The organism is Magnetospirillum sp. UT-4 (genome assembly GCF_902729435.1).
Classification (GTDB): domain Bacteria; phylum Pseudomonadota; class Alphaproteobacteria; order Rhodospirillales; family Magnetospirillaceae; genus Magnetospirillum.
Genome location: NZ_CACVCG010000066.1, coordinates 1 through 26240, shown reverse-complemented (window position 1 = coordinate 26240; position 26240 = coordinate 1). Strand labels below are relative to the sequence as shown.

The window sequence follows — 26240 nt, the reverse complement described above, 5'->3', positions numbered from 1 at the left end:
TTTTGGATCAGATAAGGGCGAGGCCCGCCGCATCCTTCGAGACGAGCGCTGCGCGCTCTCCTCAGGATGAGGCCACGGATACGCGACGGGGCCTCACTCCCACTCGATCGTCCCCGGCGGCTTGGAAGTAATGTCGTAGGTCACCCGGTTGATGCCCTTGACCTCGTTGATGATGGGCGATTCTGCGTCGAGAAGGGCGAAAAGCAGTGTTTCTGCCCGCCTGAAGGGTCAAAAAGAGACCGGGAGATTCAACATTCCCACACAAAGATCGGGGAACAAGGATCAGGTCGCAGGCTCGAATTCCGGCATAACACGTTGACGGTTACGCTCATCCGCTTCCTCGGGGGTCAATGGGATGTGCCGAACGAAACGTCGTGCTGGAATACTGCGCATTTCCGCGAGGGCGTCGTATATCACCGCCCGCGAATCCTCATCTATACGCATGAATGCATCCCACTCTGAACTCATATCTGCTGGGTCGAACATCCGGTCGACTTCATAAAAGGTGCCATCGGCGCGAATCCAGCGGACCACTGGGCGACGTATACCCCGTTCATCTTCAACGGGGGAAACGCGTAAGAAATCCACAACCTCAATACGCCTAAGTAACTCACTCCACGGAATTGCAGGTCCAAATAGGAATGAGTATTCTTGGAGATCGAAAGACATCAAGAGGTCTAACAGCTTTCGGAAGCGCACGACCCCCCGCGCCACCTCTTTCTCATTCTTGCTGCCGCCGACAGCAGTAAGAATTGCCGCCTTGAGGTCCTCGAACTGTTCGGTCAGGGCATCGATCCGCCGGCCTTCCTGCTGCTTGGCGCGCTGCTCCAATAGCAACTTCTGGAACAAGCCGGACCACTGCTTCTTAAGTGCATCTTCAATGTCCTGCAACTTATTGAATGTAGTGATGCCGTTATTTGTGACTCTGTGGCGCAGAAAATTTATGAATTCAAATATATACTTCGCCGTTTCGAGTTTTTCTATGGAGCTGTACTCTATCAAGTCAGCGATCGGCTTCCCCTTGTTCCGTTCGTAAGTGGCGTGGTCGTGCATGACCCGCTCGTCCACAAAGGCAAACACTGGGACTGAACGCTCGACCGCCTTTAGTACTTCAAGCTGGGTGACGGAGATGTTGTCCTTGGCCTTGAGGAGTTCGTTGCTCTTGCTTACCCCCGCCAAGCCCTCCAAATCGACCTTTTGGAGGGCACTCGGTACGGACTTGCCGCCAAACCTTGACCCAATAATCACCACTACAGCATCAGCCCCAGCGACCTCATCAATGCAACTTGTATGCGTGTGCTCTCGCGGGTCGAAGAGAACATCATTGTAATCGCTCATCACGGGTTCGTGCCCGAGATTTTCAATAAATTGTCTGAGCTGCCCCCTAATAACGGACAAATCATAACATGTCGATGACACAAAGACGCGCAAACTAGCCAAGATGGCACCTCTGCGAGACTGAAGGTGGATGCGATAATATGCGCATTATACCGCGCGTCGGCACGATGCGCAACCATTAAGCGGCGCTCAACTGTGCCGCGCTACCGATCTGAAAACGTCCTCTTGCAGGTCGATCGTGAGTCACTGCCATTTCGGAGAGCCTTCCCGCTTGTAGACCGCCATGAGAGATACACCTTGGAGGTGGGGGCCCACACAAGACGCCCCTCAGCCATCTAAGCCCCCACAGACTCCGGACAGAAAGAAGGCGCCTTGCGGCGCCCTCTCGTTCAAGCTAAGCGCTAGAAAAATCACTCCCACTCAATCGTCCCCGGTGGCTTGCTGGTCACATCATAGGTCACCCGGTTGATGCCCTTGACCTCGTTGATAATCCGGTTCGCCACGCGGCCGATGAAGGCCATGTCGAAGGGGTAGAAGTCGGCGGTCATGCCGTCGGTGCTGGTCACCGCGCGCAGCGCCAGGGCGTAGTCGTAGGACCGCGAATCGCCCATCACGCCGACGGTGCGGACGGGGAGCAGCACCGCGAAGGCCTGCCAGATGGCGTCGTAGAGGCCGGCGTTGCGGATTTCCTCGAGATAGATGGCATCGGCCTTCTTGAGGATCTCGACCTTCTCGCGGGTCAGTTCCTGGCCGGGGATGCGGATGGCCAGGCCGGGGCCGGGGAAGGGGTGGCGGCCGACCATCTCGTCGGGCAGGCCCAGCTCGCGGCCCAGGGCGCGGACCTCGTCCTTGAACAGTTCGCGCAGGGGCTCCACCAGCTTCATGTTCATGCGGTCGGGCAGGCCGCCCACATTGTGGTGGCTCTTGATGGTGACGCTGGGGCCGCCGATGAAGCTCACCGATTCGATGACGTCGGGGTACAGGGTGCCCTGGGCCAGGAAGTCGGCGCCGCCCACCCGCCTGGCCTCTTCCTCGAACACGTCGATGAAGGTGGCGCCGATGATCTTGCGCTTGCGTTCGGGGTCGGTGACCCCCTCCAGCTTGCCCAGGAACAGGTCGGAGGCGTCCTTGTGCACCAGGTTGATGTTGAAGCGGTCGCGGAAGACGCTGACCACCTGCTCGGCCTCGCCGGCGCGCATGAAGCCGGTATCGACGAAGACGCAGGTGAGCTGGTCGCCGATGGCCTCGTGCAGCAGCGCCGCCACGACGGACGAATCGACGCCGCCCGACAGGCCGCAGATCACCCGGCCCCGGCCCACCTGGGCCCGGACCTTGGCGATTTCCTGCTCGCGGAAGGCGGCCATGGTCCAGTCGCCGGCGCAGCCGCAGACCCCGTGCACGAAATTGGCCAGCAGCTTGGCGCCGTGCGGGGTGTGCACCACCTCGGGGTGGAACTGCACGGCGTAATAGCGGCGGTCGTCATTGGCGATGGCGGCGAACGGCGCACCTTCCGAGGTGCCGACCGGACGGAAGCCGGGGGGCAGGGCGGTGACGCGGTCGCCGTGGCTCATCCACACCTGCTCGCGCCCGCCCTTGGCCCAGGCGCCGTGGAACAGGGTGCAGTCGTCGACCACGTCCACATAGGCGCGGCCGAACTCGCGGTCGTGGCCGGCCTCGACCTTGCCGCCCAGCTGGTGGCAGATGGATTGCTGGCCGTAGCAGATGCCCAGGATCGGCAGGCCGGTGTCGTAGATGAAGGCGGGCGGCAGCGGCGCGTTGTCGTCGAGCACGCTGGCCGGGCCGCCCGACAGGATCAGGCCCTTGGGTGCGAAGGCGGCCAGACTTTCGGGCGTCACCCGGTTGAACGGGTGGATTTCGCAATAGACGCCGCTTTCGCGCACCCTCCGCGCGATCAGCTGGGTCACCTGGCTGCCGAAATCGAGGATCAGGACGCGGTCGGACATGGGCAACCCTTCGGGCGGGAATGGGGAAGCCCGGACTATATCACTGGGCCGGCAGGCGGCAAGCGGCGGATGCCGGCTTTCCCCGGCCCGCCGATTGGTCTATGACGGAGCCGGCCAACCCCGGAGTCGCCATGCCCGCCAACTTTCCCGACATCTGGCATCTGCGCCTGAAAGTCTCGCCCGAAGCCCTGCCGGTGTTCGAGGAGGTGTTCGAGCGTTTCGCCGAATCGGTGACCATGTTCATGGAGGACAAGTCGGGCATCTCGGACGGCGATTGCGACTGGTTCCTCGAGGGCTATGCCCGCACGCCGCCGCAGCGGACCGAGATCGTCGCCGCCCTGTCGGCGGTGGCCGCCGCCGCCGGCATCGAGGTGCCGGCGCTGGAGATCGAGCGGCTGCCCAACGTGGATTGGGTGCTGGAGAACCTGCGCGACTTCCCGCCCATCGCCGCCGGACGCTTCTTCGTGCGCGGCAGCCACTGGCAGGGCCGCTGCCCGCTGGGCAGGACCGAGCTGCTGGTGGATGCCGGCACCGCCTTCGGCTCGGGCGAGCACGCCACCACCAAGGGCTGCCTCACCATGCTCGACCGGCTGGCCAGGCGGCGCCGTTTCCTGAAGCCGCTGGATCTGGGCTCGGGCTCGGGCATCCTCGGCATCGCCATGGCCAAGATGTGGGCGCGCCCGGTGCTCGCCACCGACATCGACCCCGGCGCGGTGCGGGTGGCCGCCGTCAACGCCCGCCTGAACGGAATCGGCGCCCGCTTCGACAGCATCGTCAGCGACGGCTGGCGCAACCCGGAACTGAGGCGCCGCGGCCCCTTCGACGTGGTGGTCGCCAACATCCTGGCCAAGCCGCTGATGCGCATGGCCCCCGCCCTGGCCGCCCACCTCGCCCCCGGCGGCGTCGCGGTGCTGTCGGGCCTGCTGGAGTGGCAGGAACGCATGGTCATGGGCACCCACGAGAAGCAGGGCCTGCGCCTCAAGGACAGGGTGGTGCTGGACGGCTGGGCCACCCTGCTCATCGGGCGCTAGCTTTTGTGGCGGGTTGTCGCCAAACCGCAACCGGACTAGAGTTGCGCCCCGGGGGTGTTTCCACCGAGGGGGCCGTTTGATGAATCGTCGTTTTCCCGTGATCGTCCTGGCCGCCCTGGGGTTGGCCGCCTGCGCCTCCGAGCCGGCGCCGATGCCGATGCCGGAGGCGCCCAAGCCGAAGATGGTGTCCGCCCCCGGCGGCGAATGGGTGGTGGTCGAGGACTATGCCGCCGAGATGGTGGCCGCCCCCCGTTCCCCCTATATCGGCCAGCCGGTCGATCTGGATTCCGACCGCGCCGTCGACCCCGCCGGGCGGCTGTGCAAGGCCCCGGCCTACGGCGAGATCGAGGCGCCCGCCGGCGCCAGCCTGGGCAATCCCTCGCATCCCAAGGCCGCCACCGATCCGACCCCGCGCAAGACCCTGGTGGTGACCTGCGGCGGCGAGCCCTTCGCCACCTATGTCCGCATGCCCGACGGCTCGATGCTGGCCCGCGCCAATGGCTGGGTGCTGAAGCTGGCCAAGGCCGAACCCAAGATGGCGGCCCCCATGCCGGCCCCGGCTCCGGCTCCGGCCCCGGCTCCGGCCCCGGCGCCCAAGGCCACGGAACCCACCGTCGCCGAGGCTGCGGTGCTGAAGAGCACCGTGGTCTACCTCGCCTCGTACAAGACCGAGGCCACCGCCCAGGCCGGCTGGAAGCGCCTGGCCAAGGCCTCGCCGGTGCTGGCCAAGCAGAAGCCGATCATCCGCGAGATCGATCTCGGTCCCAAGGGCAAGTGGCTGCGCCTCTACGGCATGGCCGCCGACGAGGCCGAGCGCGAGACCGTCTGCAAGCAGCTGGGCAAGCTGGTGGACGAGTGCGGGTCGCGGATCAGGGAATAGGGTCTTGCTCCCCTCCCCTTTCATGGGGAGGGGTCGGGGGTGGGGTCGTCGGCCGCGAATCCAGGCGGCGCCAGCCCCCCACCCTGCCCTCCCCACCAGGGGGAGGGTAATCTTTCATTCAGTTCACGCGTGCCCGGCGTCGCCCGACAGCGAGCCGAAATCAATGCCCAGCTTGTGGATGGCGGCTTCCCACTTGTGGTCGAGCAGGGTGCCGAACAGCAGGTGCTCGTCGGCCGGCACGTTCAGCCAGACGTTCTCGCGGATCTCGGAATCCAGCTGGCCGGGGCTCCAGCCGGCATAGCCCAGGGCCAGCAGGCTGCGCTTCGGGCCGTCGCCGCCGGCGATGGCCTTGAGCACGTCGACCGTGGCGGTGAGTGCGATATTGTCTTCCACCATCATCGAGCTGTCGTGCATGTAGTCGTCGGTGTGCAGCACGAAGCCGCGCCCGCCCTCGACCGGACCGCCGAAATGCACCTGCACCCCACCGCAGGCCGGACTCGGCTCGATGTCGAGCTGCTCCAGCAATTCCGCGAAGGTCAGGCCGTCGAACGGGCGGTTGATGACCAGGCCCATGGCGCCCTCGGCAGAATGGGCGCACAGATAGACCACCGCGCGCGCGAACCGGGGGTCCTGCATCTGCGGCATGGCAATCAGCAACTGGCCGGCGAGATAGCCTTGGATCTTCTGCATGGGCATGCCCCCACACATATGCCGGACGCCGAAGGAAAGCAACCGCCCCCTTCGCTCGGCGCGGGCGCGCGCGACCGGCTTGTGTTGACACGGGGTGGTCGGGTTTGCTGTCCTAGAGCGCGATGACACTAGGTCGGCGCTCGGGGTGCGCCGACCTAATGTCTGAATCGCACTCTAATTTATTGATTTAGAGGCGGATTCAGCTATCAGGTTGGATCGCCTCGCGATTCAACCTGATAGCATCCGGCTCTAGCCGCCGGCAAGACCAGGGACCCCGCCCATGCGCCTTTTCCTCCGCCTCGTCGTGGCGGCCATCGTGTTCGCCACCGCCGCCGCGCGCGCCGCCGAGCCGGGGGCGTCGGACTGGGCCGACAACGAAGCCGGCAGGCTGCGCCTGGTCGCCGCCGCCACCGCAATGGGCGATTCGCCGCGCCTGGCCCTGGGGCTGCACTTCGCGCTGGAGCCGGGGTGGAAGATCTACTGGCGCACCCCCGGCGACGCCGGCTATCCGCCCAAGCTGGACTGGGCGGGTTCAAGCAACATCGGCACGCCCGAGCTGTCCTGGCCGGCGCCCAAGCGCTTCGAGCTGGCCGGACTGCAGAACCACGGCTACGGCGGCGAGGTCATCCTGCCGGTCACGGTGCCGGTGGCGAAGCCCGGCCAGCCGGTGCGCCTCGCCCTGGCCGTCGACTATCTGGCCTGCGCCCAGATCTGCGTGCCCATGGCGGCGAAGCTGGCGCTGGCCCTGCCCGCCGGCCCCGCCTCGCCCTCGGCCTTCGTCCACGACATCGGCCGGTTCGCCGCGCTGGTTCCCGGTGACGGCGCCCGCCACGGCCTGGCGGTGGAAAGGCTGGAGGCGGTGGGCGAAGGCGAGCAGTCCCGGCTGCGGCTGACCCTGAGCGCCGCCGAGCCGCTGACGCAGCCCGACCTGTTCGTCGAGCCGCCCGAGGTCGCCAATTTCGACGCCCCCCGCGTCGCTTTGTCCGAGGGCGGCCGCCGCGCCGTCATCGAGGCGCCGGTGGTGGCGGGGACGCTGCAGCGGCCGCTGGCCGCCGGTCCGGTGACGGTGACGGTGGTGGACGGCCTGCGCGCGCTGGAGGCCACCCTGACTCCGCTGCCGGGCGCCGCCGCGCCGCTGCCCGAGCCGGCCGGACTGCCCACCCTGGCGGCCATGCTGGCGGCGGCGCTGCTGGGCGGCTTCATCCTCAACCTGATGCCCTGCGTGCTGCCGGTGCTGTCCATCAAGGTGCTGGGGGTGCTGTCCTATGGCGGTGCCGAGCGCGGCCACATCCGCGCCGCCTTCCTCGCCTCGGCGGCCGGCATCGTGGTGTCGTTCCTGGCCCTGGCCGGGCTGGCGGCGGGGCTGAAGGCGGCCGGCCACGCGGTGGGCTGGGGCATCCAGTTCCAGGAGCCGCTGTTCCTGGCGGCGCTGGCCGCCATCGTCGCCCTGTTCGCCGCCAATCTGTGGGGCCTGTTCGAGATCCGCCTGCCGGGCTTCCTGATGAGCGGCGGCGACGGCCGCGCCCACCACACCCTGCTCGGGCACTTCCTGTCGGGGGCCTTCGCCACCGTCCTGGCGACCCCCTGCTCGGCCCCCTTCCTCGGCACCGCGGTGGCCTTCGCGCTGTCGCGCGGACCGGCCGAGATCGGCGCCATCTTCGCCGCCCTGGGCATCGGCATGGCGGCTCCCTATTTGCTGGTGGCGGCCTGGCCCGAAGCGGCACGCCGGCTGCCCCGGCCCGGCCCGTGGATGGTGACGTTGCGGAAGGGCCTGGGGCTGGCCCTGGCGCTGACCGCGCTGTGGCTGCTGACGGTGCTGGGGACCCAGCTCACCGCCGGCGATGCCCCGCCCGAGGCCGCCGCGCCGGAACCCGGCGCCGTCGCCTGGGTTCCGTTCGACGCCACCGCCATTTCCGGCATGGTCGCCGCCGGCACGGTGGTGTTCGTCGACGTCACCGCCGACTGGTGCATCACCTGCAAGGTCAACAAGGCGGCGGTGGTGGAGCGCGGCGAGGTGGCGCGTCGCCTGGCCGAGCCCGGCATGGTGGCCATGCGCGCCGACTGGACCCGGCGCGACGATGCCATCGCCGCCTATCTCGCCTCGTTCGGCCGCTACGGCATTCCGTTCAACGTGGTCTACGGCCCCGGCGCCGCCGGCGGCATCGTCCTGTCCGAGCTGCTCACCGAGGCCGAGGTGCTGGCGGCACTGGACCGCGCCGCCGGCCGCACCGCCATGCGCTGACCGTAATCGAGCTCGAGCCCGGCCGGCAGCCGCCCGAGATCGGCAAGGAAGCGGTCGCGCCAGCGCGCCACGGTGTTGGCCTCGACCATCTCCATCATCGCCCGCCAGCGCTGGACGCGCTGCTCGCGCGGCATGGACAGGGCGCGGGCCAGGGCATCGGCGACCTCGTCGAGATCGTAGGGGTTGACCACCAGCGCGCCCACCTCCAGCTCGCGCGCCGCGCCGGCGAAGCGCGACAGCACCAGCACGCCGGGATCCTCGGGATTCTGCGCCGCCACGTATTCCTTGGCGACCAGGTTCATGCCGTCGCGCAGGGGCGTGACCAGGCCGACGCAGGCGGCGCGGTAGAAGCCGGCCAGGGTGGCGCGGTCGTAGCTCTTGTTGAGATAGCGCACCGGCTGCCAATCGAATTCGGCGAAGCGGCCGTTGATGCGCCCGGCCGCACTTTCCAGCTGGCGCTTGAGCGCCCGGTAGCGGGCCACGTCCTCGCGCGAGGGGGCGGCGATCTGCATGAACTCGAAGGTCCCCTTGACCTCGGGCCGGGTCTCGATCAGGCATTCGACGGCGTCGAAGCGCTGCGGCAGACCCTTGGAATAGTCCAGCCGGTCCACCCCCAGGATCAACCGGCGGCCCCGCATGGAGGCCTTCAGCCGGCGGGTCTCGGCGGTATCGGCATGGCTCACCGCCAGCGCCGCGAATCCGGCGGCGTCGATGCCGATGGGATAGGCGCGGGCCCGCGAGGTGCGGCCGAAGGCGGTGAACGACCCGTCGGGAGCGACCTCCCCCCTGGCCTCGCCGGCCACGTAGCCGAGGAAGGCGCGCACGTCGTCGGGAGTCTGGAAGCCGACCAGGTCGTACGAGGCCATCGCCCGCACCAGCCGCCGGTGACCCGGCAGGGCGACCAGCATGTCGGGTACCGGGAACGGCGTGTGCAGGAAGAACCCGATGGGATTGGCGATGCCCAGGCGGCGCAGTTCCTCGCCCAGCGGGATCAGGTGATAGTCGTGCACCCACACCAGATCGTCGGGCCGCAGCATGGGCGCCAGCGCGGCGGCGAAGGCGGCGTTGACGCGCAGATACCCTTCCAGGCTGCGCCGCGACACCTCCATCAGGCCGAGGCGGTAATGGAACAGCGGCCACAGGCTGGAATTGGAATAGCCGCTGTAGAAATCCTGGTAGTCGGCGCGCGAGAAGTCGGTGGTGACGATGGTGACCGGCCCGCGGCGGACCTGCCTGGGCGGCCCCGCAGCCTCGGCGGCGACCTCGCCCGACCAGCCGAACCACAATCCGCCCTGCTTTTCCAGCGCCTCGAACAAAGCCACCGCCAGACCGCCGGCGACCACGCCCTTGCGCGGAAGACTCACCCGGTTGGAAACCACCACCAGTCTCGGCAACATCCTCTCCTCGCCTCGGGGGGCCATCCCTCCAAGGTGGGGTGCCGGGGCCGGCCGTCCCAGGCGACTGAGGCGGTAACGCCTAGTGGTCCTCCCCAGACGCTTGGTTCCCCAGCGGCGGGATCAGGAGGCCCACCAACCTATTGAATTGTGGTTAGAATCTGACGGAGGGTGTGGACACCATCCGTCAGATTCTAACCACTAGGGAGCAGCTTCCTTCGCGCCTTCGCGGGCGAGGCGGTCGGCACGCTCGTTCTCGGGATGGCCGGCATGGCCGCGCACCCAGTGCCAGGATACCCGGTGCACCGCCGCCGCCGCCTCCAGCGCCCGCCACAGATCGTCGTTCTTCACCGGCTTGTTGTCGGCGGTCTTCCAGCCGCGCGCCTTCCAGCCGCGCAGCCATTCGGTCATGCCCTTCTTGACGTATTCGCTGTCGGTGTAGACCTCGACCGTGCAGGGACGGGACAGCGCCGACAGGCCCTGGATCACCGCCATCATCTCCATGCGGTTGTTGGTGGTGAGCGGCTCGCCGCCCTTCAGCTCCTTCTCGGCCCCCCTGAAGCGCAGGATCGCCCCCCAGCCGCCGGGGCCGGGATTGCCGGAACAGGCGCCGTCGGTGAACAGCTGGACGATGGTTGCCGACTCCGTCATGGCCAATTCCCGTCGCCGGTGTCAGCAGCCTCACCCTGAGGAGCTCCCATCGGGAGCGTCTCGAAGGGCGAGGCGGGCCATAAACGTCGTGCGACGGGCCTGATCCTTCGAGACGCCGCCTGCGGCGGCTCCTCAGGATGAGGCCCGAATGACAGAAGGTGCCTCATTCGATGCCGTAGGCGCCGGGGCCGGTCAGGCCCTGGTGGAACTTGAGCTTGCGGAAGTATTCCATCGGGTCCTTGCGGCTGACGAAGGCGCCGGCGGGGGTGTTCAGCCAGTCGTAGAGCCGGGTCAGCAGGAAGCGCATGGCCGCCCCCCGGGCCAGCAGCGGCAGCGCCTCCAGCTCCTCGGGCGAGAGCGGGCGGACCTTGCGGTAGCCGTTCAGCATCAGCCGGGCCTTGGTGGCGTTGAACGACAGGTCGGGCTCGAAGCACCAGGCGTTCAGGCAGATGGCGATGTCGTAGGCGAGGAAGTCGGTGCAGGCGAAGTAGAAGTCGATGATGCCCGACACCTTCTCCTCCCGCGTGGCGCGGTCGGCCAGGAAGAAGACGTTGTCGGGAAACAGGTCGGCGTGGATCAGCCCCTGGGGCAGCGCCGTCGGCCATTCCCGCTCCAGCGCGCCCAGCTCGGCATCGATGAAGGCGGCCAGGCCGGGGATGACCTCGTCGGCGCGGCCGCGCTCGGCCTCGAACAGGGGGCGCCAGCCGGAAACCGACAAATCGTTGGCCCGCCGCTGCCCGAAACCGGCCCCGGCCAGGTGCATCCCGGCCATGGCCGGCCCCAGCGCGGCGCAATGGCCCAGCGTCAGGCGGCGCACGCTCATGCCCTTGAGGAAGCTCACCACCGCCGCCGGCCGCCCGCACAATTGGCGCAGGGCCAGGCCGTCGCGGCCATGCACCGGAATCGGGCAGGCCAGGCCGTGCCCGGCCAGATGCTCCATCAGCCCCAGGAAGAAAGGCAGATCCTCGGCCTTGGTGCGGGTCTCGTAGAGGGTGAGGATGTAGGCGCCGCGGTCGGTCTGGAGCAGGAAATTGGAATTGGACACCCCCTCGGCGATGCCCTTGAACGCCATCACCTCGCCGATGTCGTACTCGGCGACGAAGGCCTCCAGTTCCTCCTCCGAAACCTCGGTATAGACCGCCATTCCTGATCCTTGCACTCCGGCGCAACGCGGGAAGGTACGACAGGCCCGGCGGTTTGGGAAGGGGGGCTCAGCCCTCCCACCGCCCCGCCAGGGTTTCGTCGCTGGCGCGGGCTTCGACCCAGTGGTCGCCGGCGGCGGTGTGTTCCACCTTCCAGAACGGCGCCTTGGTCTTCAGCCAGTCGATCAGGAAGTGGCAGGCCTGGAAGGCGGCTTCGCGGTGGGCCGAGGCGGCGGCGACCAGGACGATGCGGTCGCCCGGCTCGAGACGGCCATGGCGGTGGATGACCAGGGTGCCCTCCAGCTCCCAGCGGCGGCGGGCCTCGGCCTCGATGGCTTCCAACTGGCGTTCGGTCATGCCGGGGTAGTGTTCCAGGGTCATGCCGCGCACCTCGTCCCCCAGCGCGGCGGCCTCGCCCATGAAGTCGCGGACCAGGCCGACGAACAGGCAGATGCCGCCGATGGCAGTGTTGCCGGCGGTCAGGCGGGCCAGTTCGGCGCCGGGATCGAAGTCCTCGCGCTGGACCCGGATCATCGCTTCAACCCCCGGTGACCGGAGGGAAGAAGGCCACCTCGTCGCCGGCCTTCACCGGATGGTCGAGGCCGGCGTAATCCTGGTTCACCGCCGCCCGCACCACCGCCATGTCGGCCAGGGCGGCGGCGTGGCCGGGCGAGCGGGTCTTCAGCCAGGCCACCAGGGCGCCGAGGTCGGACACCTCGGGCGGCGGCGCCACCTCTTCCTCGCCGATACCGACCTTGGAGCGCAGCCAGGCGAAATAGAGCACCTTCATCGCCCGATCTCCATATTCGCCAGGATGAAGTCCGCCACCGCCGCGGCATCGTCGAGGTCGAGGCGCGGCAAGGTCAGACCCGGGCAGGGATCGGTGGAGGCCACCGCCACCACCAGCGGGTCGTCGGGCCAGAACGGCGGCTTGCCCACCGCCGCGCGCCACACTTCGATGCGGCGATGGGGCCAGCGGCGGAAGCCTTCCACCAGCACCAGATCGACCGGGGCCATGCGCTCCAGCAGCTGGTCCATGCCGTATTCGGCCTCGCCGTCCCGGTATTCATGCATCAGCGCCCAGCGCCGGGCCGAGGCGACCATCACCTCGGACGCGCCGGCCGCCCGGTGCTCATACGAATCCTTGCCCGGCTTGTCGATGTCGAAGCCGGCATTGGCCTGCTTGATGGTGGAGACCCTGAGGCCGCGGGCCGAAAGGACCGGCAGCAGCTTGACCATCAGCGTCGTCTTGCCGCTGCCGGAATGGCCGGCCAGGCCGAACACCCGGGCGGGATCAGCGTGCCTCATGGGCTTTGGCGTCCTTGTGTTCGGGCAGCGGGCCGCGCAGGTGCTTCAGGCCCGATTGCAGGTAGTCCCAGCCGGTGACCAGGGTCAGCAACGCCGCCGCCCACAGCGCCACCTCACCGATCTCGCGCACCGGCAGCCAGGCCGGGCCGGAATCGCCCACCAGCAGCACCGGCAGCGCCACCATCTGGAAGCCGGTCTTCCACTTGGCCAGGCGGGTCACCGGCATGCCGACCCGCACCTCGGCCAGGAATTCGCGCAGGCCCGAGACCAGGATCTCGCGCAGCAGGATGACCAGGGCCGGCAGCAGGGCCACCGGACCCAGCCGGTCGAAGGCGACCAGCATGAACAGCACCGCCGCCACCAGCAGCTTGTCGGCGATGGGATCGAGGAAGCGGCCGAAGGCCGAGACCTGGTTGCTGCGCCGGGCCAGCCAGCCGTCGAACCAGTCGGTCACCGCGGCGGCGACGAACAGGCCGCAGGCCAGCCATTGCGACCACGCGCCCTCGACATAGAACGTGGCGATGACCAGGGGGATCACCACGATCCGGGACAGGGTGAGCAGGTTGGGCAGGCTGGTCAGCATGAAGGGGCGGTCTGACTTTCTTGGCTTGCCCTCGCCGGGCGGGCGCGTCCGCGCCCTTGGCCGCGGCCGCAATGGCCGCCGGTCGCAACGTGCGCCGTAGGGCGCCCGCCGCTCCAGGGACTCGGGAGCGGGGCGATATTATCCCTGGGGATGGAAGTGATCATAGATTTTTTTGGCCATGGCGTGGCTGATTCCGGCCACTGCCTCAAGATCGGCGAGGCCGGCCGCCGCCACCTCGCGGGCCGAGCCGAAATGATGCAGCAGCGCCTTCTTGCGCCGGGCGCCGATGCCGGCCACCTCGTCCAGCGGCGAGCCGCCCATGGCCTTGGCCCGGCGCGCCCGGTGGCTGCCGATGGCGAAGCGGTGGGCCTCGTCGCGCAGCCGCTGCAGGTAGTAGAGGACGGGATCCTTGGGCTCCGGCGAGAAGGGCTCGCGCCCGGGCAGGAAGAAGCGCTCGCGCCCGGCATTGCGGTCGGGACCCTTGGCGATGGCGGCCAGCGGCACCTCCTCGATGCCCAACTCGGCGAACACCTCCAGCGCCGACGACAGCTGGCCGGCGCCGCCGTCGATCAGCACCAGATCGGGCCACTGGCCGCCGCTGCGGTCGGGGTCCTCGCGGGCGACCCGCTTGAAGCGCCGGGTCAGCACCTCGCGCATCATGGCGAAATCGTCGCCGGGGGTGAGCTCGTCCGAGCGGATGTTGAACTTGCGATAGGACTGCTTCATCCAGCCCTCGGGTCCCGCCACCACCATCGCCCCCACCGCGTTGGTGCCCTGGATATGGCTGTTGTCGTAGACCTCGATGCGTTCGGGCGGGGCGTCCAGGCCGAACAGCTCGGCCAACCCGGCCAGCAGTTTGGCCTGGGCCGAGCCCTCGGCCAGGCGCCGGCCCAACGCCTCGCGGGCATTGTCGTAGGCGTGCTCCATCAGCCGCTTGCGGTCGCCGCGCTTGGGCACCGCGACCGCCACCTTACGCCCCGCCTTCTCGGACAGGGCGCGGGCGACGATGGCCGCCTCGGCCGGCTCCTGGCTGACCAGGATTTCCCGGGGCGGGGTCTTGTCGGCGTAGAACTGCCCCAGGAACGCCGCCATCACCTCGCCGGCCTCGGCATCCTGGGCGTGGGCGGGAAAGTACGAGCGGGTGCCGTAATTGCACCCCGAGCGGAAGAAGAACACCTGGACGCAGCTGGCGCCGCCGGCCTGGTGCAGGGCGACCACGTCGGCCTCGGCCACCTCGGCGGGGTTGATGTCCTGGTGCGCCTGGATGCGGGACAAGGCCCGGATGCGGTCGCGGAAGACCGCCGCCGCCTCGTATTCCATGGCGGCGCTGGCCTCCTCCATGCGTGCCGCCAGCTCGCGCTGGATGCGCTGGGAGTGGCCGGACAGGAAGGCGCGCGCCTCCTCGACCAGGGCCAGGTAGTCGTCGCGGGAGATGCGGTCCACGCACGGCGCCGAGCAGCGCTTGATCTGGTACAGCAGGCAGGGCCGGGTGCGGTTGGAGAACACCGAATCCGAGCACGAGCGCAGCAGGAACGCCCGCTGCAGCGCCGCCAGCGTCTGGTTGACCGCCCCGGCCGAAGCGAAGGGGCCGAAATAGGCGCCCTTGCGCCCGCGTGCGCCGCGATGCTTGAGCACCTGGGGGAAGTCGTGGTCGGCGGTGACCAGAATGTGGGGGAAGGACTTGTCGTCCTTCAGCAGGATGTTGTAGCGCGGCCCCAGCTGCTTGATCAGGTTGCTTTCCAGCAGCAGCGCCTCGACCTCGGTGTGGGTGGTGACCACCTCCATGGACACCGTCTCGGCGATCATGCGCTGGATGCGCAGCGTCTGGCGGTCGGGCCGGGTATAGGCCACCACCCGCTTCCTCAGGTTCTTGGCCTTGCCCACATAAAGCGGCTCGCCCTTGGCCCCCAGCATGCGGTAGACGCCGGGCGCCTGCGGCATGGTCTCCAGGTTGGCGGCGATCACCGTGACGCCGCGGGCGAGCGGGCCGGTGATGTCCGCGTCTTGGGAAGGCTGGGCTGAGTCGTTCATTCTTGTCGAGCCACCATAACGTCCTGTCTCTCCCCTCCCCTTCCATGGGGAGGGGTCGGGGGTGGGGTTGGTGGCCGCAAGGGCTGGCGGAACCATCCCCCCACCCCGGCCCTCCCCACCAGGGGCGGGGGATTTCATGCTCCGACCGACCTAACCCCTTGGAACAAGCCGGCCTTGACCGAGGTCAGAGGGATATCCACCAAACCTGTGGATAAGCTTGTTGGCAAATGGGGGTGAGCAGAGCACCCCCCCAGCGAGTCCTAGGTGTTCACCACATTGCCCATTTTCTATGCAGAATAATGACTACCAATGAAATCAACAAGTTAGTAGCTGTCAAGAGTAAAGACACTGTAAAATTCCGTTCTTTGCCCTTTACAAGGCCGCGCCGCTGGGGCAGCCGCCCTCCTGTGCAAAACTTGGGCGGCGGGGGCGCATCGGCGGGGCCGAAACGCTTATACCCTTGGTCCACAGGGACTTATCGCCCTATTCCTCGGGCGCCGTGTCAGCCCGCCCCCATTGCAGGTGCTGGCCGCCGTCGAGGGCGATCATCTGCCCGGTGAAGGACGGACAGGCCAGGGCGAACCGCACCGCCGCCGCGATTTCTTCCGGCGAGGTTCCTCGCGCCAGGGGTGTGCCGGCGCATTGGGCGGCGAACTGGTCGGCGGTCTGGCGCACGCTGGGCAGGGCCGGTCCCGGTCCCACCCCGACCACCCGGATGCGCGGTGCGAAGGCCAGGGCGAGGGTCTGGGTCAGCGTCCACAGCCCGGCCTTGCTCAGGGTGTAGGTGGTGAAATGCGGCGTCGGGTTCCAGACGCGCTGGTCCAGCAGGTTGACGATCACCCCCTCGGCCGCCGCCGGCAGCCGGCGGGCGAAGTCCTGGGACAGCACGAAGGGGGCACGCAGGTTGACCTCCATGTGCAGGTCCCAGCTGGCGCGGGTGGCGCTCAGCGCCTCGTCGCGCTCGAAGGTGGAGGCGTTGTTGACCAGCACCCCGAGCGGTCCCAGCGCCGCCTCGGCCCGCTCCACCAGGGTGGCGGTGGCGGCCTCGTCGGCAAGGTCGGCGGCGATGGCCACCGCCCGGCCGCCGCGCGCCCGGATGGACTCGGCCACCGCCTCGGCCTCGCCGCCCGAGGCGGAATAATGGACGGCGACGGCGAAGCCGGCCTCGGCCAGGTCGAGGGCGACGGCGCGGCCGATGCGGCGGGCGGCCCCGGTGACCAGGGCGGTGCGGGGGATGGTGTCGGCGATGGCGGTCATGGCGACCAGGATGGCGAAGCCTGCCGGGCGGCGCAACCGCCGACCGCGTCCAGCAGCCGCCGGGCTCGCCCGGCGGTCTCGGCGTCGGCGATTCCGTCCACCCGCTGGGGGCGGAAATGGCGCTGGAAGGCGGCGATGGCGGCCTCGGGGATGCCGGTGTCGTAGCCGTAGCGGGCCAGCATCTCCACTGTATCGGCGGGATCGGCCTGCTCGTCGCCGGTGAAGGGCCACAGGCCGATGCCGTGGCCCTTCAGCAGGTGCCACGGGAACAGCTCGCCCGGGTCGTGCTTGCGCACCGGCGCCACGTCGGAATGGCCGACCACGTTCCACGGCGGGATGGAATGGCGCGCCAGCACGCCGCTGGCCAGATCGATCAGCGCCACCAGCTGGATCTCGGGGAACGGGCGGTAGCCGAATTCGTGGCCGGGATTGACCAGCTCGATGCCGACCGAACGGGAATTGACGTCGCCCGCCCCCTGCCACATGGACAATCCGGCATGCCAGGCGCGCCGTTCCTCGGGCACCAGGGCATGGACGGTGCCGTCCTCCTCGACCAGGTAATGGGCCGAGACCTCGGCCGCCGGGTCGCACAGCCGCGCCAGCGCGTCGGCGGCATTGGCCATGCCGGTATAGTGCAGCACCAGCATGTCGATGGCCGCCCGCCGGGTGCCGTGATTGGGCGAGGGATGATCGACGGGGCGGGTCATGCGCCGGGCTCCGGCTCGACCGGCGACGGGGCGGCGCCGCCGATGATCTGCACCAGGGCGACCCCGGCGATGACCAGCGCGCCGCCCACCAGCTTCTGCCAGGTCAGCGGCTCGCCCAGCACCAGCACCCCGGCGGCGATTCCGATCAGCGGGCTCAACATCAGCATCGGCACCACCTTGTTGACGGGGTGGCGGGCGATCAGCCGGTACCACAGGGTATAGGCCACCAGCGACGACCCCACCACGGTATAGGCCATGGCCGCCCACAGCCGCCATTCCCCGGCCGAGCGGACCAGGGCGTCGGCCTGGCCGGATTCGGCGGCGAGGGACACCACCAGCAACATGGGGGCGGCGAAGGCCGCCATCCACCCGTTCAGCGCCAGCGGATCGATCGCCCCCAGCCGCTTGACCTGGATGTTGCTGAGGGCCCAGGCCAGCATGGCCGCCACCGCCGCCGCGAAGGGCAGCAGGCTGGGCAGGTGCGGCTCGCCGGCCAGCACCATCACCCCGGCGAAGGCGAAGGCCAGTCCGGCGCCGCGCGCCAGCCCCAGCCGCTCGCCGAAGACGATCCAGGCCAGCAGCGCGCTGAACGGCACCCCCAACTGGGTGACGATGGCGGTGGTGGCGGCGTCCATGCCCGAGATGCCGAAGAACAGCAGGCCGAAATGCCCGACGCCCAGGACCGCCGCGAAGGCGGCGACACCGGGCAGCTGGGCGCGCCGCAGGCGGAAGAACGGCGCCAGCGCCAGGGCGACGCCGAAGAAGCGCAGGGACGTGATCAGGAACGGCGGCAGGTACCCCGCCGCAATCTTCACGGCGACGAAATTCAGGCCCCACAGCAGCACCACCGCCGAGATGGCGAAGCGGTCGGCGGCGCTCACCGCTCCAGGTCCTCGCGCTGGGTCTCCAGCTCAAGCCAGCGCTCCTCGGCCGCCTCCAGCTCGGCGCGGGCGGCATCGATGCGGGCGGCGCCGGCATCGAAGCGGCCACGGTCGCGGGCATACAGGGTGGGATCGGCCAGCTCGACCTCGAGCCGGGCGATCTCGCCGGCCAGGGCGTCGATGCGGCCGGGCAGCTCGGCCAGCTCGCGACCGTCCTTGTAGGACAGCTTGGTCGGCGCCCGCGCCGGCGCCGCCTTGGGCTGAGCGGCGGCCGGCCTGGCGGGAGCCGCCGCCACCGGGGCCGGTCGCTGGGCCAGATAGTCCGAATAGCCGCCGACATACTCCTTCGCCACCCCGTCGCCTTCCACCGCGATGACGCTGGTGACCAGGCGGTCGAGGAAGTCGCGGTCATGGCTGACCACCAGCAGGGTGCCGTCGTAATCGGCCAGCATCTCCTCGAGCAGGTCGAGGGTATCCATGTCGAGGTCGTTGGTGGGCTCGTCCAGGATCAGCAGGTTGGAGGACCTGGCCAGCAGCTTGGCCAGCAGCAGGCGGTTGCGCTCGCCGCCCGACAGCGCCTTGACCGGGGTGCGGGCCTGGGCGTCGGCGAACAGGAAGTCGCGCATGTAGCCGACCACGTGGCGAGGGGTGCCGCGCACCCACACATTGTCGCCGCGCCCGTCGGTCAGGGTGTCCCACACCGTCGCCTCGGGGTCGAGCTGGGCGCGGCGCTGGTCGAAATAGGCGGCCTCCAGGTTGGTGCCCAGCGAGACGCGCCCGGCATCCGGCTCCAGATCACCGGTCAGCAGGCGCAGCAGGGTGGTCTTGCCGGCGCCGTTGGGGCCGATCAGGCCGACCCGGTCGCCGCGCATGATGCGGGTGGAGAAATCCTGCACCACCACCCGGTCGCCGAAGGATTTGGCAATCCCCTCGGCCTCGATCACCAGCCGGCCCGAGATTTCGCCGGCATCGGCGGCCAACTGGACGCGGCGGTCGCTGTCCTGCTTCGAGGCGTTGCGGACCGCGCGCTCCTTGCGCAGCCCCTGCAGGGCGCGCAGGCGCCCCATGTTGCGCTTCCTGCGCGCGGTGACGCCGCGGGCCAGCCAGTGCATCTCCTGGCGCAGGCGGTTGTCCATGCGCTCCAGCTCCGCCTCCTCGGCGGCGTAGGTCTCCTCCTGCCAGGCGGGAAAGCCGGCGAAGCCGAACTCGGCCCGGCGCACCAGTCCGCGCTCCAGCCACAGGGTCTGCTTCGACACCGATTCGAGGAAGCGGCGGTCGTGGCTGATGGTGACCAAGGCGCCGGAATAGGCCTTCAGCCATTCCTCCAGCCACAGGATGGTGGGCAGGTCCAGGTGGTTGGTGGGCTCGTCCAGCAACAGCGCGTCCGGCTCGCCGACCAGGGTGCGGGCCAGGGCGGCCCGCCGCCCCTCGCCGCCCGACAGCCGCGCCGGATCGCGGCCGCCATCCAGGCCGAGCGCCGCCAGCACCGCATCGACCCGCCACATCTGGTCGCGTTCGGCCTCGGGCAGGCCCAGGGCGACGTAATCGGCCACCGACGCGCCCACGAGCAGCGGGTCCTGGGGCAGCACCGCGATGCGGGCGCCGGGCTGGACGAACCGCTCGCCGCTATCGGCCAGCACCTCGCCGGCCAGCACCTTGAGCAGGGTCGATTTGCCCGAGCCGTTGCGTCCGACCAGGCAGGTCTTGTCGCCGCGCGCCACCCAGGTGGTCACGCCTTCGAACAACGGGGTGCCGCCGAAGGTCAGGCGGACGTCACGCAAGGCAAGCAGGGGAGGCGCCATGGCCGCTGATATAGCTCATCCCGAGGGCGGCGACCAGGGGGGGCGGCGCATGCCTTACCCCGCCGGGGCCGGCTCCGGGCGTTTGGCCATGGGGCGGCGGATGGGCAGCACCTGGACCTTGGGCTTGGCCAGGGCTTCCGGCGGCACCGCGGCCAGGGCCTGCAGGAACACCCCGGCATGGGCGGGGCGGCGGGCCGGATCGGGATCGGTGGCCTCGGCCACCAGCTTGGCGATCACCGGCGTGGTCCGGGGCGGCATCTCGGCCGGGCCGGCCGCCGGGTCGGGCAGCGTACCGGTCAGCAGCCGGTAGGTCAGCACCCCCAGCGAGTACACGTCCGCCTCGGGTCCGACGCCGGTGGCGTTCTCGCGCTGCTCGGGGGCGCAATAGCGGGTGCAGCCCAGCCACTGGTCGGGCAGCGGCGCGTTGCGCTCGGGCAGCTTGACCATGCTGAAATCGGCCAGCTTGGCCTGGCCGTTCTCGCGCGCGGTGAGCAGGATGTTGGACGGCTTGACGAAGCGGTGGACATAGCCGCGCCGGTGCATGGTGGTGAGCGCCGCCGACAGCTGCTTTAGCAGCGCCAGTGCCCGGGCCAGCGGCACCCGCCGGGGCTTGTCGTGGTCGGCGGCGCCCTCGCCGGCCTCATCCTTGCCGATCTCGAATTCCAGGTGGGCGGCCAGGTAAGGCATGACGAAGAACGGCCGCCCATCGACGGTGTGTTCCATGGTCTTGACCGGAACGATGTGGGGGTGGTCGAAGGCGGCCAGGGCCCGGGCCTCGACCTCGAAGCGGGTGCGCAGCTGGGCCGCGCTCATGGGTCCGTCGTCGCGCGGCGGCGCCAGCACCTTGACCGCCACCGGAATCTGCAGGTCGGGATCATGGCAGAAGAACACCCGGCCATAGCCGGTGGTGACTGCGGCCTTGTGGATGACGTACTTGCCGATGCGATCCATGATCCCCCACCACGAACTTAGAGCCGCTCTTGACTGCACCGCGGCCCTGCGATGAACCTTATCATTATACTGGCGGCGTCGTCCCGCTTCGCTTCCAACCCCGGTCGATGACATCGCGCAGCGCCGTCAGCGCTGCCACCAGCTCGACCGCCCGGGGGCGGTCGCCCGGCCTTCTGGCCATGGCTGCGGCGATCACCCCGTCGAAAGGAACGGGCACTCCCTCCGCCACCTGCGACGCCGGGCGAAAGGCGCCCACCGGCAACAACCCGGTCAACAGGCGATAGGCGAGCACCCCGACCGAGTACACGTCGGAGCGGTCGGTGGCGGACAGGGCTTCGCGCATCTGCTCGGGCGCGGCGTAGTTGGGTGTGCCGATCCACCGCCCGGCCCATCCCTCCGGCTCCTGGCCGGGAATCTTGGCGAAGCCAAGGTCGCACAGCCGCACCGTACCGTCCACCCGGTCGGTCAGCAGCAGGTTGGTTGGCTTGACGTCGCGGTGGACATAGCCCTTGGCGTGCAGGGCCGCCAGCCCCAGGCAGACCTGCCGCAGCACCTCGCAGGCCCGTCCCGCCGCCATGCGCCTGGGACATTGGTCGGCAGGCCGCCGCGCCATATTCTCCGGCCCCTTGGCGTCGCGACCGATTTCGAGGCGCAGGTTGGCGACGTGCCAAGGCATCGCCACGCACGGCCGCCCGTCGGCAAGGCGGTCCATGCGGTCGATGCGGATCAGGTGCGGGCAGTCCATGGCCGCCAGTATGCGCGCCTCGGCGACGAAGCGGCGTCGCCATTCCTCCGGCCCCAAGGGTCCCCAGCCGCCAGCGGGAACATGGCGGGGAACCTTGACCGCGACCCAGCGGGCCAATCCGGCATCCCAAGCACGGTAGACGTGGGAGAAGTTGCCGGAGACCACATGGACCGGCTGCTCCAAGCCGGGGATGGCCGAGAGCAGGGACTCCAAGGAAAGGGCCTGCCCCGCTTGCGGCGGAGCAGGCCCGATGACCTCCGTAACAGCTACCACTTGATCTGTTCGAGGTTGTCGAAGCTGACCACTTCCTCGCCGTTGGCCGTGGTCAGGTGGACCTCGCCATCGACGTTGTTGCCGATGTCGAGCGTGCCGTGATTTTCGCCATCCACCTGGATGGTCCAGCTCTCGCCGCTCTCCGAGGTGATGACGAAGGTCTGGCCCACCGCGTCGGACAGGTCCAGCGTATCGGTCCAGCTGCCGCCGCCGCCGTCGATGGTGTCGTGACCGCCACCGAAGTCGAACAGGAACAGGTCGGCTCCGTCGCCGCCCATCAGGGTGTCGTCGCCGGCGCCGCCGTCCAGGGTGTCGTTGCCGGCGTTGCCTGACAGGTAGTCGTTGCCGGCACCGCCGGACATGACGTCGTTGCCGTCGTTGCCGAACACATAGTCGTTCCCGGCGCCGGCATCCACCGTGACCGCACCGTAGGTGGTGCCATCCGAGTAGTTCATATCGACCACGTCGTTGCCGGCGCCGGCGTTGATGACCTCGATACCGTCGAGGTTGCCGACCCAGATGGCGTCGTTGCCGTCGGTCATGTTCAGGGTGTCGACGCCGTCGCCGCCAACGTAGGTGTCGCTGGTGTCGTTGGTGCCGTTGGAGTCCACCGTCACCATGGTGCCGTCATGGCCGGCACCGCCCTGATCCTGGTAGTCGGCGTCGTGCGAGTTGTTGACGCTGTCGGTGCTGAAGGTGAAGGTGTCGTTGCCGCCGCCGCCATACAGCACGTCCTCGCCGGTGCCGCCGGTGATGGTGTCGGCGCCACCGCCGCCATAGATGGTGTCGTCGCCGCTGCCGCCGTCGATGACGTCGGCACCGTCGCCCGAACCCATGCCGGCATAGTCGTCCATGTCCAGGCTGACCGTGTCCGAGGCGGCGACGTTGCCCTGCGCGTCGAGCACGCCGACGGTGAAATCGACGGTGTCCAGACTGCCGTCGTCGGGCAGCTTGAGCTGCAGGCCATCGGTGGAACTCAGGGTGTAGACCCCGCCTACCGCGGTCAGCGCGACGCCGTCCTGCATCAGGGACACGCCCGCTTCCAGGCCGCTGATGACGAAGGTCGCCGCCGAGCCGTCCGACGCGCCGCCCGAAATGTCGAGGGCCGCGTAGACGTAGCCGCCCGAGCCCTCGGAGGCGTTGTCGCCGTACAGCTTGTCGTCGCCGCCACCGCCCTCGATGGTGTCGTCGCCGGCGCCACCGTACATGGTGTCGTTGCTGCCGTTGCCCGAACCGCTGCCCGAACCGCTGCCGGAACCGCTGCCAGAACCGTGGCCCGAACCGTGGCCCGAACCGTGGCCCGAACCGTGGCCCGAACCGCTGCCGGAACCGCTGCCGCCGCCGGTGTCGCCATCGGACAGGTGGTCGTTGCCGGAACCGCCATAAAGGGTGTCGGTACCGTCACCACCCTCGACCGAATCGTTGCCCGAACCACCATACAGCTTGTCGTTGCCCGCCCCGCCATCGACGGTGTCGTCACCGGCGCCGCCATACAGGGTGTTGGCCGATTTGCTGCCGGTCACCGTGCCGCTGGCGGCCGAGCCCGACGAGTCGTAGTCGTAGCTGGTATTGGTGCCGCCGGCCACGTCGCCGATGCCGGCATCGACCGTGTAGGTCACGTTCTCGTTGATCCCATCGGACGAAACATCGATGGTCACGGTGGCGGTGTCGGTTCCGCCCTGGCCGTCGGAGACGGTGTAGGTGAAGCTCGCCTCGCCGTAGTAGTCTGCGTCGGGGGTGAAGGTGATGGTGCCGTCGCCGTTCAGGGTCACCGTGCCGTGGGCGGCATCGCCGACGCCGGTGATCGACAGGGTGCCGCCATCGGCGTCGCTATCGTTGGCCAGCAGATCCGCCACGTTCAGGGTCAGCGAGTGGTCCTCGGCGGTGGTGATGCTTTCGTCCGCCGTGGTGTCGCCCGCCACCGTGCCCTCGCCGGTGATGGAGACGGTGGCGGTGTCGCCGCCGTTGGCCTCGGTGGTGGTCACCGAGGCGGTGACGCCGGACAGGTCGAGCGGCTCGTCCGCGGTAACCGTCAGGGTCACCGCCTGACCCGTGGTGACATCGACGGTGTAGGTGCCGTCGGCGTTGGCCGTCAGCTCCTGACCGTTCAGCGACACCGTGGCGCCGTCGGGGATGTTGTCGAGGGTAACCGCCGACAGGGTCTCGGACCCGTCGGTGTCGTTCAGGCTGGCGGTCACCGTCAGCGGGTACTCGTAGGTCGAGCTGCCGCCGCTGCTGAAGGCGTCGGCGTCGCCGATCACCTGACCATCGGAGAACTTGATGTTCTCGAAGTTCTTGACGTAGCCCTGGACGTTGTTGGTGTTGGCGTCCCACTGCGCCTTGGTCACCCCGGTCAGTTCGATCGAGTCGGTGCCCGAGCCGCCGTCGATGGTGGCCCACAGATTCTGACCGCTGATCTTCAGGCTGTCGTCGCCCGAGCCCATATCGACCTTGGCCGAGATGTCGCCGCCGATTTCGACGGTGTCATTGCCCGAACCGGCATCGATGGTGGCCCAGCTGTCGTCGGCGACCTTCAGGTAGTCGTCGCCGGCATCCAGGCTGATGTTGGCCGACACATCGTCGCCGACGATGATGTTGTCGTTGCCCTGGCCGGCACTGATCGAGGCATTGACGTCGCCACCGATCTGGATGTCGTCATTGCCCGAACCGACGCTCAGGCTGGCGTTCAGGTCTCCGCCGACCTTGACGTCGTCCTCGCCCGAGCCGGTCGAGATCGAGGCGTTGGCGTCGCCGCCGACCTGCAGACGGTTGTCACCGTTGCCCAGGTCGATCTTGCCGTTGACGTCGTCGCCGACCCGCACGGTGTCGTTGCCCGAACCGCCCACAACCGTGCTGTTGACGTCGCCGCCGACATCCAGGGCATTCGTGTTGTTGCCCAGGTCGATCTTGGCATTGACGTCACGGCCGACGGTGACCTGATCGTTGCCGTTGCCGGCGCTGATGGACTTGTTGTTGTCCACCTCCACGGTGACGACATCGGCATTGTTGGTGCCTCCGAACGCCGTGTTCAGGCTGCCGCTATAGCTGTTGGTGGCGGTCGCCGTGGTCGGGTCGGCCATGTCGGCGATGCCGGTGAAGGCGGCAGGCGCCGCCTCGCCCTCGGTGATCACCGCATTGCCGATATCGACCGTCAGGGCGGCCCCTTGCGCGACCATGTCGATCTGGCTGTCATCGCCGGCGACCGGCCCCTGATTGTCGCTGACATCGGCCAGATCCAGGGTGGCGGAGCCGGACACCGTGCCGCCATGGCCGTCCGAGACCGTGTAGCTGAAGTTCACCTCGCCGGCGTAGTCGGCGGCGGGCGTGAAGGTGATGGTGCCGTCGCCGTTATCCACGATGGTGCCGTGGTCGGCGCTGATGTTGGCCGCCGTCAGGGTGTCGCCGTCCACGTCGGAGGCGTTGGCCAGCAGGTCGGCCTTGCTGATGGTGATGGACTGGTCCTCGGTGCCGGTACCGAGATCGACCGTGCTGGTGGTCGGGCCGTCGTTGACCGCCGTCGCGTTCACGGTGACGGTCTGCTCGGTGGTGCCGCCGTTGGCGTCGGTGACGCGCACGGTGAAGCTGTCGCTGCCGTTCCAGTTGGCGTCCGGGGTGAAGGTGTAGGTGCCGTCGGCATTCAGGTCGATGCTGCCGTGGGCGGTGTCGCTCACCAGCTCGATGCCGGTGATGGCACCGTCCACATCCGTCGCCGTGATGCTGCCGGAGATGACGGAATCCTCGGCGCCGCTGCCGCCGGTGGCGGTGACGGTGGCCTCGTCCTCGACCGCCGCCAGGTCGAACCCGGCGGTGCCGCTGGTGGTGCCGCCCTCGCCGTCCGAGATGGTGTAGCTGAGGCTGACCGGCCCGTTGTAATCGGCGTCCGGCGTGTAGGTGAAGGTGCCGTCCTCGTTGTCCACGATGGTGCCGTGGGTGGCCGAGATCTGGGTGATGGACAGGGTGTCGCCATCCGCGTCGCTGGCATTGGCCAGCAGGTCGGCGGCGTCGATCACCACCGAGCGGTCCTCGGTGCCGTCGGCCAATTCCACGGCGCCGGTGTTGGCCGGGCCGTCGTTCACCGCACTCACGTCGAAGCTGGCCGAGCCGGCGACCGTGCCGCCCTGACCGTCCGAGACGGTGTAGGTGAGTTCGACCTCGCCGTTGTAATTGGCCTCCGGCGTGAAGGTGACGGTACCGTCGCCGTTATCGATGATGGAGCCGTGGGTGGCCGAGATCTGCGAGATGGACAGGGTGTCGCCGTCCACGTCGCCGGCATTGGCCAGCAGATCGGCCTTGTCGATGATGACCGAGCGGTCCTCGACCGCATCATCCAGCTCAATCTCACCGGTGTTGGTCGGGCCATCGTTGACCGA

Annotated in this window: 21 protein-coding genes and 1 pseudogene; 3 read left to right on the top strand and 19 right to left on the bottom strand. The window is 68.8% G+C overall.

The window, feature by feature from the left end:
• Window positions 1-93 precede the first annotated feature (93 nt).
• The 3 genes and pseudogenes from MTBUT4_RS10800 to guaA all read right to left on the bottom strand — a co-directional run.
• Window positions 94-174: pseudogene (locus tag MTBUT4_RS10800) on the bottom strand (hypothetical protein); the annotation flags it as partial.
• Window positions 175-282: 108 nt separating this feature from the next.
• Window positions 283-1419: a DUF4062 domain-containing protein gene (locus tag MTBUT4_RS10795; protein WP_254434823.1), complete on the bottom strand. Its 1137-nt coding sequence runs from the start codon at window positions 1417-1419 to the stop codon at window positions 283-285.
• A 329-nt stretch (window positions 1420-1748) separates the two neighbouring features.
• Window positions 1749-3302, bottom strand: coding sequence for a glutamine-hydrolyzing GMP synthase (guaA, locus tag MTBUT4_RS10790; protein ID WP_173979699.1), 1554 nt, complete (start codon window positions 3300-3302; stop codon window positions 1749-1751).
• A gap of 131 nt (window positions 3303-3433) precedes the next feature.
• Here guaA and MTBUT4_RS10785 point away from each other — a divergent pair, with 131 nt between their 5' ends.
• Window positions 3434-4333: a 50S ribosomal protein L11 methyltransferase gene (locus MTBUT4_RS10785; protein WP_173979698.1), complete on the top strand. Its 900-nt coding sequence runs from the start codon at window positions 3434-3436 to the stop codon at window positions 4331-4333.
• Window positions 4334-4412: 79 nt separating this feature from the next.
• On the top strand, window positions 4413-5213 hold the full coding sequence (locus MTBUT4_RS10780; protein ID WP_173979697.1) for a hypothetical protein: 801 nt from the start codon (window positions 4413-4415) through the stop codon (window positions 5211-5213).
• A 123-nt stretch (window positions 5214-5336) separates the two neighbouring features.
• Here the strand turns inward: MTBUT4_RS10780 and MTBUT4_RS10775 are convergent, their stop codons facing one another.
• Window positions 5337-5909, bottom strand: coding sequence for a YqgE/AlgH family protein (locus MTBUT4_RS10775; protein ID WP_173979696.1), 573 nt, complete (start codon window positions 5907-5909; stop codon window positions 5337-5339).
• Window positions 5910-6183: 274 nt separating this feature from the next.
• Here MTBUT4_RS10775 and MTBUT4_RS10770 point away from each other — a divergent pair, with 274 nt between their 5' ends.
• Window positions 6184-8145 carry a protein-disulfide reductase DsbD gene (locus tag MTBUT4_RS10770; RefSeq protein WP_173979695.1) on the top strand — a complete coding sequence of 654 codons (1962 nt, stop codon included), beginning with the start codon at window positions 6184-6186 and terminating at the stop codon, window positions 8143-8145.
• Here MTBUT4_RS10770 and otsA read toward each other — a convergent pair.
• The 15 genes from otsA to MTBUT4_RS10695 all read right to left on the bottom strand — a co-directional run.
• Window positions 8040-9542 (bottom strand): alpha,alpha-trehalose-phosphate synthase (UDP-forming), encoded by a 1503-nt coding sequence (gene otsA, locus MTBUT4_RS10765; protein ID WP_254434822.1) that lies wholly within the window; start codon window positions 9540-9542, stop codon window positions 8040-8042. The two genes, MTBUT4_RS10770 and otsA, sit on opposite strands and share 106 nt — an antisense overlap.
• Before the next feature lie 198 nt (window positions 9543-9740).
• On the bottom strand, window positions 9741-10190 hold the full coding sequence (rnhA, locus tag MTBUT4_RS10760) for a ribonuclease HI (RefSeq protein ID WP_173979694.1): 450 nt from the start codon (window positions 10188-10190) through the stop codon (window positions 9741-9743).
• A 163-nt stretch (window positions 10191-10353) separates the two neighbouring features.
• Window positions 10354-11334 (bottom strand): homoserine kinase, encoded by a 981-nt coding sequence (gene thrB / locus MTBUT4_RS10755; protein WP_173979693.1) that lies wholly within the window; start codon window positions 11332-11334, stop codon window positions 10354-10356.
• Between the two features lie 67 nt (window positions 11335-11401).
• Window positions 11402-11866, bottom strand: coding sequence for a molybdenum cofactor biosynthesis protein MoaE (locus MTBUT4_RS10750; protein ID WP_173979692.1), 465 nt, complete (start codon window positions 11864-11866; stop codon window positions 11402-11404).
• Window positions 11867-11870: 4 nt separating this feature from the next.
• The gene (gene moaD / locus MTBUT4_RS10745) at window positions 11871-12122 is read right to left on the bottom strand and encodes a molybdopterin converting factor subunit 1 (RefSeq protein ID WP_173979691.1); all 252 of its coding nucleotides are present in this window, start codon (window positions 12120-12122) and stop codon (window positions 11871-11873) included.
• Window positions 12119-12640: a molybdopterin-guanine dinucleotide biosynthesis protein B gene (gene mobB, locus MTBUT4_RS10740; RefSeq protein ID WP_173979690.1), complete on the bottom strand. Its 522-nt coding sequence runs from the start codon at window positions 12638-12640 to the stop codon at window positions 12119-12121. The genes moaD and mobB overlap by 4 nt, the downstream gene beginning before the upstream one ends.
• On the bottom strand, window positions 12627-13223 hold the full coding sequence (gene pgsA, locus MTBUT4_RS10735) for a CDP-diacylglycerol--glycerol-3-phosphate 3-phosphatidyltransferase (protein WP_173979689.1): 597 nt from the start codon (window positions 13221-13223) through the stop codon (window positions 12627-12629). Before pgsA ends, mobB begins: the two co-directional genes overlap by 14 nt.
• 138 nt (window positions 13224-13361) lie before the next feature.
• The gene (uvrC, locus tag MTBUT4_RS10730; RefSeq protein ID WP_173979688.1) at window positions 13362-15254 is read right to left on the bottom strand and encodes an excinuclease ABC subunit UvrC; all 1893 of its coding nucleotides are present in this window, start codon (window positions 15252-15254) and stop codon (window positions 13362-13364) included.
• A 483-nt stretch (window positions 15255-15737) separates the two neighbouring features.
• A complete protein-coding gene (locus MTBUT4_RS10725) occupies window positions 15738-16511 on the bottom strand; it encodes an SDR family oxidoreductase (protein ID WP_173979701.1) in 774 nt (257 codons plus the stop codon).
• Window positions 16508-17218, bottom strand: coding sequence for an N-acetylmuramoyl-L-alanine amidase (locus MTBUT4_RS10720; RefSeq protein WP_173979687.1), 711 nt, complete (start codon window positions 17216-17218; stop codon window positions 16508-16510). Before MTBUT4_RS10720 ends, MTBUT4_RS10725 begins: the two co-directional genes overlap by 4 nt.
• Entirely contained in the window at window positions 17215-18099 is an 885-nt protein-coding gene (locus MTBUT4_RS10715) for a DMT family transporter (RefSeq protein ID WP_173979686.1), read from the bottom strand. The genes MTBUT4_RS10720 and MTBUT4_RS10715 overlap by 4 nt, the downstream gene beginning before the upstream one ends.
• On the bottom strand, window positions 18096-19901 hold the full coding sequence (locus tag MTBUT4_RS10710) for an ABC-F family ATP-binding cassette domain-containing protein (RefSeq protein ID WP_173979685.1): 1806 nt from the start codon (window positions 19899-19901) through the stop codon (window positions 18096-18098). The genes MTBUT4_RS10715 and MTBUT4_RS10710 overlap by 4 nt, the downstream gene beginning before the upstream one ends.
• Before the next feature lie 54 nt (window positions 19902-19955).
• On the bottom strand, window positions 19956-20852 hold the full coding sequence (locus MTBUT4_RS10705) for a serine/threonine-protein kinase (protein WP_173979684.1): 897 nt from the start codon (window positions 20850-20852) through the stop codon (window positions 19956-19958).
• 64 nt (window positions 20853-20916) lie between these two features.
• Window positions 20917-21810 (bottom strand): serine/threonine-protein kinase, encoded by an 894-nt coding sequence (locus MTBUT4_RS10700; RefSeq protein WP_173979683.1) that lies wholly within the window; start codon window positions 21808-21810, stop codon window positions 20917-20919.
• Between the two features lie 53 nt (window positions 21811-21863).
• Window positions 21864-26240 (bottom strand): S-layer family protein (locus tag MTBUT4_RS10695; protein ID WP_173979682.1); only part of this gene is annotated, 4377 nt, incomplete at its 5' end.